Source organism: Microbacterium aurantiacum (assembly GCF_002872075.1).
GTDB classification, from domain to species: Bacteria; Actinomycetota; Actinomycetes; order Actinomycetales; family Microbacteriaceae; genus Microbacterium; species Microbacterium aurantiacum_A.
Genome location: NZ_PGGU01000025.1, coordinates 121,252 through 132,840, shown reverse-complemented (window position 1 = coordinate 132,840; position 11,589 = coordinate 121,252). Strand labels below are relative to the sequence as shown.

The following is an 11,589-nucleotide window of genomic DNA, read 5'->3' as shown; positions in this document are numbered from 1 at the left end:
GCGTCCTTCGGGCAGTCGGGGCGTCTTCGCAGGCTATTGCTGACCGTCAGCTGCGGGGATGCTGCGCAGCGGTGCGCCCGGCCTGAGCGACCAGGCCCAGACCTCGCTGAGCGCCGCGCGCGCGAAGCGTCGCAGCCGCTGGGGCGGGAGGCTCGGGCGTGGCGCGCCGCCCCACATGGTTCCGGTCTCGGATTCGCCGCGCCGTGGGATGCTCAGCACTCGCAGATAGCGCACGGTGAGGCCGGCTCGGGCTTCGGCGAGGGAGAAATGAACGTGGGGCACGAGAGCATCGGACGGAACCGCGTCGAGCAGCCGGCCGATCGTCTCTGGGCGGTAGGCACGCAGGGGAGTGTTCACGTCGGGGATGCGGCGTCCGGCAGCCAGCGCGATGAGCACGCCGACGCAGGCGGTGAGCACCTTGCGGAACCAGGGATCGGTGCGCCCGTCGCGCACGCCGTGCACCACATCCGCGTTCTCCTCCACGAGCGCGGCGACGAGCCGGGAGAAGTCCCGGCCGACGAACTGTCCGTCGCCATCGACGTGAACGAGCACATCGGGTGCGAGAGCCAATCCGGCGCGATACGCGGCGAGGGCGGTGGGGCCGTGACCGCGATTGGCGGGCTGGCGCTCGACATGGACACCGTCGACACCGGCGAGAGCCGCTGCCGTGCCGTCGGTGGACTGATCATCGGCGACGACGAAACTGATCCGCTTCGCGGCGGACGCGAGATGCTCGCGGATCTCGTCGATGAAGCCGCGGATGCCCTCGGCCTCGTTGTAGGCGGGCATGACGACGACGAGATGGGCTACTGGCACGGGGAACCTCACTGCGATGCGTCGAGAGTGAACGATCGCACTCCCTCCTAGACTAATGGAGACATGGATATTCGCTCACGCCTGCGCCGACTCGCCTCCGTCGGCGGCCGCTTCCTCATCGTCGGCGGGGTGAGCACCCTGATCGAGGTGGGTGTGTTCAACCTGCTCGTCTACGTCTGGGGCACCGACCTCGTCTGGGCCAAGGTGATCGCCTCGCTCGTGGCGCTGGTGAACGCGTACATCGGGAACCGCGAGTGGACCTTCCGTCATCGCGACCGGCGCAGCCGGGTCAACGAGCTCGTGCTGTTCGTGCTGGTGAACGCGGCCTGCACCGCACTGGGGGCGGCACTGGTGTGGGTCGGCGTGCAGATGCTCACCGCCGTGCTGGAGCGCACACCGGGTCCTCTCGGCGTCAACGTCGTGAACCTCATCAGCATCGTGATCGTCGTGCTGCTGCGGTTCGTGCTGTACCACAAGGTCGTCTTCCGCACGGCCGCGCCGGCCGTCGTTCCCTCCGACTGATCGGCTGCGACGCGATCAGGCGCTGGCTTTGGCCTTCGCGCGACGCTTCGGCTTCGCCTGGGCGGCGCTCAACTCGGTCGGCGCCTGCTCGAGCGTGTGCGTCGACCCGTAGGTGTAGGCGCCGTATGCGTAGCTGTCGGGGCCCTTCGTCGGCAGCATGGTGACGACGACGCCGAGCATCGAGACTCCGGCCGTCTCCAGGGTGCGGATCGCGCCGGCGAGCTCCTGCTTCTTCGTCTTGCCCGATGCGGCCGCAAGGATGACGCCGCGCGCCTTCTTGCCGATCACCGCTGCGTCGGTCACCAGCAGCAGAGGCGGCGCGTCGATGAGCACGTAGTCGAAGTACTCGCCCAGGGGCTTGAGCACCTGATCCATCGCAGCCGAGCCGAGCAGCTCCGAGGGGTTCGGCGGGATGCGCCCGCTGGCCAGCACGTAGAGGTCGTTCGTGCCCCACTTCTGCAGGGCATCCGACACGTCGATCCTGCCGATGAGCACGTCGGTGAGTCCGACGCCGCCTTCGATGCCGAGGTACTCGGCCACGCGCGGCAGCCGGAGGTCGCCGTCGATCAGGGCGACCCGAGCGCCGGTCTCGGCGAGAGCGATCGCCAGGTTCGCCGTCGTCGTGGACTTGCCCTCGCCGGGTCCGGAGCTCGAGACGACGAAGACGCGGGGGCCGGACTCGACGTTGAGGAACTGGAGGTTCGTACGCAGCGTGCGGAAAGACTCCGCACGGGGGCTGCGGGGGTCGGCGTGCACGATGAGCGGACGCTTGGTCGCATCCGGGTCGTACGCGATGCCGCCGAGCATCGGCTTGTCGGTGATGTGCTCGATGTCGTGCAGCGTGTGGATGCGGGTGTCGAGCACCGTGCGCAGCATCGCAATCCCCATTCCGGCGGCAAGACCCAGAACTCCGCCGAGCAGGATCAGCATCCGCACATTCGGGCTCGTCGGCGCCGTCGGCGGCACCGACGGCTCGGTGATCGTGATCTGCACCGGGCTGGTGGCGCCCTCGGCGGCGGGCTGCTCGAGGGTGTCCTGCACAGCAGTGGCGAAGCTCTTCGCGACCTCGTTGGCGATCTTCGATGCCATCTCCGCGTCGGTGTCGGTCGCGGCGATATCGATGAGGACGGTGTTGAGCGGAGTGCTCGCCGTGATGCGCGAGCTGAGCGCAGCCACCGAGGTCTCGAGGTCGAGCTCCTCGATGACCGGCTCGAGCACGAGGGCTGTGCCGACGACGTCGACGTAGCTCGTCACCATCTGGCGAGCGAAGGTGGTGCCCTGCACCAGGTCGCCGGTCGCGGCACCCTCGGTGCGCACGGAGACGTACAGCTGCGTGGAAGCCACGTACTTCGGCTGCTGCAGCAGCGCGTATGCGGTGCCGCCGCCGAGTCCGAGCAGCAGAAGAACCAGGATGAGGATCCAGTTCTTATGCAGGATGCGCACGTAGTCGCGAAGTTCCACGGGAGATCTCCTGAGTTTTTGGTTCAGTTCGTCGGAAAGAGCGTCGCCCTCAGCCAGGCTGAGAGATTCCCCGTGCGCTCACCTGCGCGCCCCATACGCATAGGTTCCATAGGCCGTCTTGTCCGCTCCGCTGGTGGGGAGCATGGTTACAACAGTACCGAGCACACGCGAATCGGCCGCTTCGATACGCTGTGTGGCTTCGGCGAGGCGTGGCTTCGTCGTCGATCCCGCCGCGGCGACGACGATGGCACCCGTGGCGAAACGAGACACGACTGCGGCGTCGGTGACGAGCAGGACCGGTGGCGTGTCGATGATGACGACGTCGAACGCGGTCGTGAGGGTGGTGATCAGAGTCTCCATGCTCGGCGACCCGAGAAGCTCGGCGGGGTTCGGAGGGATCGTGCCCGCAGGAAGCAGGAAAAGCGCGCCGCGCCCCCAGCGCTGGATGACGTCGGTCACGGCGACGCGTCCGACGAGCACGTCGCTCAGGCCGATGCCTCCCTCGATGCCGAAGCGCTCGGCGACCCGAGGCAGGCGCATGTCTCCGTCGACGAGCACGACGCGCATCCCGGACTCCGCGAAGGCGATGGCGAGGTTCGCCGCAGTGGTCGTCTTGCCCTCGCCGGGACCGGAGCTCGTGATCACGAACACACCCGGTTCGCCGGAAGGAAACAGGAAGCGCACGTTAGTGCGCAGACCACGGAAGGCTTCCGCGAGCGGATCCAGTGGGTCGGATGCGACGATGAGCGGCCGAGACGCGGCATCCGGATCGTGCGCGATGCCACCGAGCACGGGAGCTTGGACGGTCGTCTCGAGATCGGCCAGGGTGCGGATGCGGGTGTCGAGCACGGTGCGCAGCATCGCGATTCCGATACCGGATCCGAGGCCGAGCACTGCGCCGAGGATCAGCGACATGCGCATGTTCGGGGCGACGGGCTCGAGTGGCACCTGCGCGGCCTGGAGCGGGACGATGCGGATGCGGAAGGCGGCGTCAGCCGTGCGGTTCTCGAGCTGTTCGGTGACCAGAGTGGAGAAGCTGTCGCCGACGGCGTTGGCGATCCGGGCGGCTTGCCCCGGATTCGTGTGGGTCACCGATATGGAGATGATGGTGCTCCGAATCCCGACGCTGGCGCGCACACGCTCCGCGAGTTCCGGGGCCGTCGTCGGCAGCCCGAGGTCGTCGATCACCGGGTCGAGGACCAGAGAGCTCGTGATGATGGAGCGATACGTCTCGACGACCTGCTGCGCGTAGCTCGTGCCCTGCGTCAGCTCCACGGCCGTCGCGCCGTCGCGGGCATTGACGGAGATCATCAGTTCCGCTGATGCTTCGAACCGCTGCGGCGTGAACATGGCCAGCAGCGCGCCCCCCGAGACGCCGATCATCAGACATGCGATCACCAGCACCAGCTGGCGTCGCAGAAGGCGCACGAAGTCGGGAAGATCCATGGGCGCTCCTGATGGCGGGACGGGAGGGCGAACAGCACGCAGGGGTATGTTCGTCTGAGACAAAACTATAGGTACGCCCACGACACCGCCGAAACCCGCCATGACCACACTCGCACAGCTCTTCCCTCAGGGCCCTCGCATCGAAGAGGCGTCCTCGACGTTCGACGACCATCACACCGTGCGCCGGCTCACCGAGATGTTCGGCGATCCGAGTGAGGATTTCGACATGACGCGGCCGCGCGCGAGCGCGCAGCGTCTGTCACAGCTCGTCGAGGAGGCGGTGGCCGATGCTGCGCCGGCTGTCATTCCTGCGCCGCCCGTTTCGGCCAGGAAGCGCCGCCGCCGCCGCTTCGACGGACTCGCCATGGTCGCCGCATCGCTCGCGGTCGTGGCCGTATCGGCTGCGGCGATCGTCGGTGGAGTGCAGATCGCGAACGCGAGTCCCGCTGACGGGGCCATGCAGTCGTTGCGTGCCGATGAGGCGATGATCCAGAATGCCGAGCAGGCATTCACATCCGCCCATGAGCGGCTGGCGGCAAGAGTCGCGACCAGCTCTGCGAACGGGGCGGCGCTGCGGACCGCGATCGACGCCGCACGGCAGGCGCCGGATCCCCGGTCGACGCAAGCCACCGCCACGATTCCGGTGCTGGATGCGGCGCTGGCCGACGGGGTCATTGCGGAGATCGATCGGCACGCCGCCGCCCTTCAAGGCATCGTGCTGCCTGAATCCGTGGACCCGTACGTTCGCGGCGACATCGACGAGGATTCGTTGTCGGAGGTCGGGGTCGCGATCGATGCGGCCCAGGCCCAACTCGCTTCGCTCGACGAGGTGACGGCGGAACTGCGTGATGACAGGACGGCACTCGACGCACTCGATGCCCAGCATGTCGCGAACCTCGAGGCACTTGCCGTCTCGTTCACGGCCCTCGGCGCGAAGGCGATCGAAGACAATCCGGATGCCGATGCGGTTCTGCGCGACGCGGTGTCCAATGCAGCGGCGCACGTGGTGAGTACCAAGCTCAGCGGCGTCGAGGGTGCAGCCGCCGTCACGGCTTTCCGTGACGCCGTCGTCGCGCTCGTCACCGATCAGGCGGTCGCCGACGAAGACCGTGCGGAGGCCGAGCGCCGAGAGCGGGAGAATCGGCAGCAGAACCAGCAGCCGGCGCCGACCCCGACCGAGGAGCCGGTACCGCCGCCTGTGGATCCGACCACTCCACCTGTGGAGGAGCCTCCTCCGGCCGAGGGCGGCGAAGGGGTCCTCTGACCCTCTCCGCTCGTCCGGCGAGCGAACCGACGGAACGCCCTGATCGGCCCGGTTGACACGCAACCCGCACAACGATCGGGGTCTTATTCCGCGCACATCGTGCACTGATTCGTCCACTGGGTGTGGAATCATAGGTTTCGGTGCTGGGGGAGCGCAGAGAGAGTTGATCCGTGTGGACCCCAGACCTGATGTGCCATTGATGACCGGAGAGATTTCTACGATGCAGACCATGTCAGTGGCCCAGAAACGCCGTCGTGCATTCGCCGCGACTGTGGACGGCGCGGCATGGGCGCTCGGCATCTTGCTCGCTGTCGCCCTGCGATTCGAGTTCATGATGGAAGTGCGAGGCTGGACCTCCACGCTGCTGCTGGGCCTTGTCGCAGCGGGGCTGCATGTCGGTGCGGGGTACTACCTCGCGCTGTACCGGGGTCGTTACACGTACGGTTCTTTCGAAGAGGTGCGCACACTCGGGCTGCTCGTGCTGGCCGAGACGATTGTCATCGCACTGTTCATCATTCCGCTCGGTCCGCTGATCGGCGTGCCCCGCGGTACCTCGTTCCTGGCGGCTCCCGTCGTGCTGCTGCTGATGTTCGGCGTGCGATACGTCGCCCGGCTCATGCTCGATCGCGCACGCAAGCCCGGCGCCGATGCAGAACCGGCGCTCATCGTCGGCGCCGGTTACATCGCCGACCGGCTGCTGCATCAGGTCAACACCGATCCGACATCACCCTTCCGCCCTGTCGGTTTGCTCGACGACGACCCTGCGAAGGCCAATCTGCGCCTGCGGGGCGTTCCGGTGATCGGCCGCACGAGCGACATCGAAGCTGCTGCCCGCGACACCCGCGCGACGATGCTCATCATCGCGGTCGGCCAGGCCGACAGCGCGCTGATGCGCAAGCTCAGCGACCAGGGTGAGAAGGCAGGGCTCCGCGTCGCCGTCACCCCGACGCTGGCCAGCCTGAAGTCTGGGGCCGAATCGCCGTCCGACGTGCGCGACATCAGCATCGAAGACCTCATCGGCCGCAACCCTGTCGACACCAACGTCGAGCAGATCGCCGGGTACATCACCGGCAAACGCGTGCTCGTCACCGGCGCCGGCGGATCGATCGGATCCGAGCTCTGCCACCAGCTGGCGAAGTACGGTCCCAGCGAGCTGATCATGCTCGACCGCGACGAGACCGGCCTCCAGATGGCGCAACTGGGTACGAAGGGGCACGGCCTCCTCGACACGAACGAAGTCGTGCTCGCCGACATCCGCGACGCGGACCTGATGAACGATCTCTTCGACGAGCGGCGCCCCGAGGTCGTGTTCCACGCGGCGGCGCTCAAACACCTTCCGATGCTCGAGCAGTACCCGGATGAGGCGTGGAAGACGAACGTCCTCGGTTCGCTCAACATCATCCGTGCCGCTCGGCGGGTCGGGGTGACGACGTTCGTCAACATCTCCACAGACAAGGCGGCGAACCCGACGAGCGTGCTCGGGCACTCCAAGCGCGTCGCCGAGAAGCTCACCGCATGGGCGGGCGAAGAGACCGGGATGCGCTACCTGTCCGTGCGCTTCGGCAACGTCATCGGCAGCCGCGGATCGATGCTGCCGACTTTCCAGTCGCTGATCGCCCAGGGCGGGCCGATCACGGTCACGCACCCCGAGGCGACGCGCTTCTTCATGACGATTCCCGAGGCCTGCCAGTTGGTCATCCAGGCGGGCGGCATCGGTCGTGCCGGCGAGGTGCTCATCCTCGACATGGGCGAGCCGGTGTCGATCCTCGACGTCGCCAAGCGCATGATCGCGATGTCCGGGCAGAACATCGAGATCGTCTTCACCGGTCTTCGCCCGGGCGAGAAGCTGCACGAGGAGCTCGTGGGGCACAAGGAGAACCTGGCGCGACCGTTCCATCCCAAGGTGTCGCACACGCGCGCCGACGTGATCACTCCCGAGCGGCTCGACAAGGCGGGCTGGGAAGCGCGCATGAAGTCGAACCCGCGCAACAACGACACGGCCATCATCGAGCCGATAAACCTTGAGAGGGCACCGAAGGCGTGAGCGAACGCATCTACATGTCGTCACCTGATGTGACGCAGCTCGAAGAAGACGCCGTCGTGGCGGCCATGCGCTCCGGCTGGATCGCGCCGCTGGGCCCGGATGTCGACGCTTTCGAGCGGGAGCTCGCGGAACGGGTCGGTGTGGCGGAGGGTGTCGCACTGAGCTCCGGCACCGCGGCGCTGCATCTCGGATTGATCACTCTGGGCGTTCAGCCGGGTGACATCGTCGTGACGTCGACGATGACTTTCGCAGCCACGACGAACGCGATCATGTACACGGGGGCCGAGCCGTACTTCGTCGATGCCGACGCTTCAACGGGGAACATGAACCCCACCCTGCTCCGCGCGGCGCTCGAACGGCTGCGCGCGGATGGCGAGCGGGTGGGGGCGATCGTGCCGGTCGACCTGCTCGGCAAGGCGGTCGACTACACGGAGATCCTCGCGATCGCGGGGGAGTTCGGTGTGCCGGTCCTGGCGGACGCGGCGGAGTCGCTCGGCGCGAGCCATGGCGGCAAGGCGGCCGGCTCATTCGGCCGCGCGTCGATCGTGTCGTTTAACGGCAACAAGATCATGACGACGTCAGGCGGCGGGATGCTGCTGACAGACGACGCCGAGTTCGCGCAGCACGTGCGCTACCTGGCCACGCAGGCGCGTCAGCCGGTCGTCCACTACGAGCACACCGATGTGGGCTACAACTACCGCATGAGCAATCTCCTCGCGGCACTAGGGCGGGCTCAGTTGTCGAGGCTCGACGAGATGATCGCCAAGCGTCGCGAGATGCGCGAGGAGTACAAGCGGCTCTTCGCCCGCGTCGACGGCGTCGAGGTGTTCGGCGGCGCCGACGATGAGAACGACAACGTCTGGCTGACCTCGATCCTGGTCGATTCGAGTGTCACCGGCTGGACGCCGCAAGATCTCTCTGCTGCGCTCGCCTCCGGCAACATCGAAAGCCGGCCGCTGTGGAAGCCGATGCACAGGCAGCCGGTATTCGCGAAGTACCGCGGCGAGATCGACGGCACGTCAGAGGCGTTGTTCGAGCGTGGTCTGACGCTTCCCAGCGGATCAGCGCTGAGCGATGATCAGCGTGGGCGAGTTCTCGGGGCGATCTCCGAGTACCTGGCGGTTCGTTGATGGCAGCTCAATCCGAGAAGGCGGCCTGGCTGCTGTCGAGCGCCGGGCGTCGCGGCTCACTCGTCACGCTGCTGCAGAAGCAGCCGATGCACGGCGCTCGGTCTCGCGTGATCGCGACTGACCGGTCGGAGTTGTCTGCGGCAGGGCGACTGGCCGATGCCTTCGAGCTGGTTCCCTCGGTTCGTGACGCGGCATTCATCCCGCGAACGCTGGAGATTGCGCGAAAGCATGATGTCGGGGTCATCATCCCCACCATCGATCCTGAGATCGAGGTGTACGCGAATCATCGGGACGAGTTCTCCGCGCACGGGATCGATGTCTGGGTGTCGAGTCCCGAGGTGTCCCGACTGGGCTGGGACAAGTGGTCGCTGTACAGATGGCTGAGAGAGCAGGGCCTGCCGACCGTCGAGACTTTCGAGGTCTCCGATCTGCCTTCGGGGGGCCTGCAGGGCCCCGTCGTCGCGAAGCCGCGCTCGGGCTCGTCGGGCATCGGCGTCATGCTTGCCGAGTCTTTCGACATGCTGGGCGTGCAGAACCTCGACGAGAGCTACATCGTCCAGTCCCGAGCTCCGGGCTTCGAGGTGACGGTGGACTTCGCGGTCGGGCGCAGTGGTCGAGTCCTGGCGATCGTGCCACGGCGGCGCATCGAAGTGCGCGGTGGTGAGGTGTCCAAGGGGGTGACAGTCGACTACCCTGCCGTGATCGAGGTGGCTCGCGAGGTCGCAGCACGCCTGCCCGGCGCCTACGGTGCTCTCAATGTGCAGGTGTTCTACGATCCCTCCACCGGAGAGATCAACATCATCGAGATCAATCCTCGCTTCGGTGGCGGATATCCTCTCGCCCATCTCGCCGGCGCGAACTTCTTCGACGCCCTGTTGCGAGACGGCCGAGGTGAGCACGTCCCGGAGTTGGAGTGGGATGCGGGAACTCTCCTCCTGCGCTACGACACCGAGGTGATCGTGTCAGGGTTCGACACACGGAGCCTTGATGCCTGACCGTGTCTACGTGTTCGATCTGGACGACACGCTCTACCTCGAGCGCGACTACGTTCGGAGCGGGTTCGCGCACATCGGCGACATCGCGCGAGACCTCTACGGCGTGGACGGTGTCGGTGATCATGCGTGGTCGCTCTTCGAGCAGGGGGTTCGGGGCAACACGTTCGATCTCATCGTCGACCGTTTCGCATTGCCTGCAGAAGCGACTCGGGTCTTCGTCGAGGAGTATCGGGACCATCCTCCTGCGATCGCCCTCCTGGCAGACGCCGAGTCGTACCTGCGCAATCTCCCGGATGATGCCGTGGGCACCGGCGTCATCACGGACGGGTATGCCGCCGGTCAGTGGCGGAAACTACGCGCGCTGAAGCTCGATGAGGTTCTCGAAAACATCGTCGTGACCGGTGACCATGGACCCGAGTGGACCAAGCCGAGCGAGAACGCCTTCCGCCTCATCGAATCGAAGTTCCCGCTGCGGGGCATCGAATTCGTGTACTTCGGAGACAACCCGAAGAAGGACTTCAATGCCCCGCGGCAACTGGGGTGGCGTACCGTCCGCGTCCGCCGCCCGCTCGGTCTGCACTACGCCGTCGACGACGCTTTCGACGTCGACGAGACGATCTCGACTTTCCCCACGACCGGTGCGACCGCACGAACCCCGGCGGGCGCTCCGTCCAGCCGTGAGAGAGGAAGACTGCCGCAGTGATCGGATTCACAGGGCCCTACTCGGATGTCAACTTCGGTGACTACGCGATGCTCGTCAACAACGTGTACTCGCTCGAAGCCCAGGACGCGACGATTTTCGTCTACGACAGGCCGTTCGTCGAGAAGATCCGCGACGACTACTTCGGGGGGCGCAACGTGCGCCTTGTCGAGGTCGCGCTTCGCGCCGGTGCATTCACGGAGGGTCGGGACACTCGGTACCTCACTCCGATGGAGATCCTGCGTGAGATCGAGAACCTCGACGAGGTGACCGCAGCAGTGGCAGAGATGGATACTCTCTACGTCAACGGAGGGGGCTACTTCAATTCGCTGTGGACCCAGCCCCACCGCATCGAGCGGCTGGTTCAGATCATCGCGCCGACGCTCGTCGCGGCGACGATGAACATCCCGGTCGTCTTCACTGCCAACGGCTACGGACCGTTCCGTGGTGACACCGAGTTCTTCGCGAGCTTCTTCGGTTCACTGCCGAACGCCCGATTCGGAGCGCGGGACACGATTCTCTCGCCGCACTGGCTGAACCAGGCAGGTGTCCAGCCCGGGCGGATCCACACCTTGCCGGACGATCTTCTCTTCATCGACGAACGTCTCACCCCGGACCGGGAGCCGCGGGTGGGCAAGTACGTCGTGATGGAGACCTACCTGCCCACCGATTTCATCGCCGAGAACTTCACACACTTCGAACGATTCGCTCAGCGCATGGCGGACGATCATGGATTGGGGGTCGTCTTCCTCCCGTTCAACCTGGGACACGGCGGTGTCGATCAAGGGCGGCTTCTGGCGGAACGACTCGGCGACGTGGAGATGTTCGACATCACCGGGCGCGGATACCTGCCGATCGAAGACGCTGTCGCGCTCGTGCGCGACGCGGAGCTGGTCATTTCCAGTCGATACCACGCGGTGATCCTCGCCCTGTCCGTGGGAACGCCATTCGTCAGCGTGCTGAAAGACGTCCTCGGGGACAAGCAGTACTACTACGGCAAGAACGTGGGAGCACTCGAGGGAGTGCTCGAAGGGCAGCCCCACGATCTGCGGGACTACTTCTTCATGGACTACGTCGAGGCGCTGGATGCCGTCGTCGACGATTTCGAGGGCATCATCCGGCGCCAACGCGAGACGTATGCCGCCGCGTTTCCTCGCACCGGCGTGAAGCTGCGCTCGGCCCGCGATGCATATCTGAATGGAGACAGCTGA

Annotated in this window: 10 protein-coding genes; 7 read left to right on the top strand and 3 right to left on the bottom strand. The window is 66.2% G+C overall.

Annotation, left to right across the window (positions count from 1 at the left end):
• Positions 1–33 precede the first annotated feature (33 nt).
• Positions 34–816: a glycosyltransferase family 2 protein gene (locus tag CUR96_RS16320; RefSeq protein WP_146008173.1), complete on the bottom strand. Its 783-nt coding sequence runs from the start codon at positions 814–816 to the stop codon at positions 34–36.
• 63 nt (positions 817–879) lie between these two features.
• Here CUR96_RS16320 and CUR96_RS16315 point away from each other — a divergent pair, with 63 nt between their 5' ends.
• Positions 880–1,338: a GtrA family protein gene (locus CUR96_RS16315; protein ID WP_102194382.1), complete on the top strand. Its 459-nt coding sequence runs from the start codon at positions 880–882 to the stop codon at positions 1,336–1,338.
• 15 nt (positions 1,339–1,353) lie between these two features.
• Here the strand turns inward: CUR96_RS16315 and CUR96_RS16310 are convergent, their stop codons facing one another.
• Positions 1,354–2,799, bottom strand: a complete 1,446-nt coding sequence (locus tag CUR96_RS16310; protein WP_102194381.1) for a polysaccharide biosynthesis tyrosine autokinase — start codon at positions 2,797–2,799, stop codon at positions 1,354–1,356.
• 78 nt (positions 2,800–2,877) lie between these two features.
• Positions 2,878–4,245 (bottom strand): polysaccharide biosynthesis tyrosine autokinase, encoded by a 1,368-nt coding sequence (locus tag CUR96_RS16305; protein WP_180969080.1) that lies wholly within the window; start codon positions 4,243–4,245, stop codon positions 2,878–2,880.
• A gap of 100 nt (positions 4,246–4,345) precedes the next feature.
• Between CUR96_RS16305 and CUR96_RS16300 the strand changes: the two genes are divergently transcribed.
• The 6 genes from CUR96_RS16300 (at position 4,346) to CUR96_RS16275 (ending at position 11,589) form a co-directional block, all read left to right on the top strand.
• Entirely contained in the window at positions 4,346–5,509 is a 1,164-nt protein-coding gene (locus tag CUR96_RS16300) for a hypothetical protein (RefSeq protein WP_102194379.1), read from the top strand.
• Between the two features lie 229 nt (positions 5,510–5,738).
• Positions 5,739–7,553 carry a polysaccharide biosynthesis protein gene (locus CUR96_RS16295; RefSeq protein ID WP_245861393.1) on the top strand — a complete coding sequence of 605 codons (1,815 nt, stop codon included), beginning with the start codon at positions 5,739–5,741 and terminating at the stop codon, positions 7,551–7,553.
• Positions 7,550–8,683 carry a DegT/DnrJ/EryC1/StrS family aminotransferase gene (locus CUR96_RS16290; protein ID WP_219722010.1) on the top strand — a complete coding sequence of 378 codons (1,134 nt, stop codon included), beginning with the start codon at positions 7,550–7,552 and terminating at the stop codon, positions 8,681–8,683. The genes CUR96_RS16295 and CUR96_RS16290 overlap by 4 nt, the downstream gene beginning before the upstream one ends.
• The gene (locus tag CUR96_RS16285) at positions 8,683–9,678 is read left to right on the top strand and encodes an ATP-grasp domain-containing protein (protein WP_102194377.1); all 996 of its coding nucleotides are present in this window, start codon (positions 8,683–8,685) and stop codon (positions 9,676–9,678) included. The genes CUR96_RS16290 and CUR96_RS16285 overlap by 1 nt, the downstream gene beginning before the upstream one ends.
• Complete coding sequence (locus tag CUR96_RS16280) at positions 9,671–10,381, top strand: HAD family hydrolase (protein ID WP_102194376.1); 711 nt, start codon at positions 9,671–9,673, stop codon at positions 10,379–10,381. The genes CUR96_RS16285 and CUR96_RS16280 overlap by 8 nt, the downstream gene beginning before the upstream one ends.
• Complete coding sequence (locus CUR96_RS16275) at positions 10,378–11,589, top strand: polysaccharide pyruvyl transferase family protein (RefSeq protein WP_102194375.1); 1,212 nt, start codon at positions 10,378–10,380, stop codon at positions 11,587–11,589. Before CUR96_RS16280 ends, CUR96_RS16275 begins: the two co-directional genes overlap by 4 nt.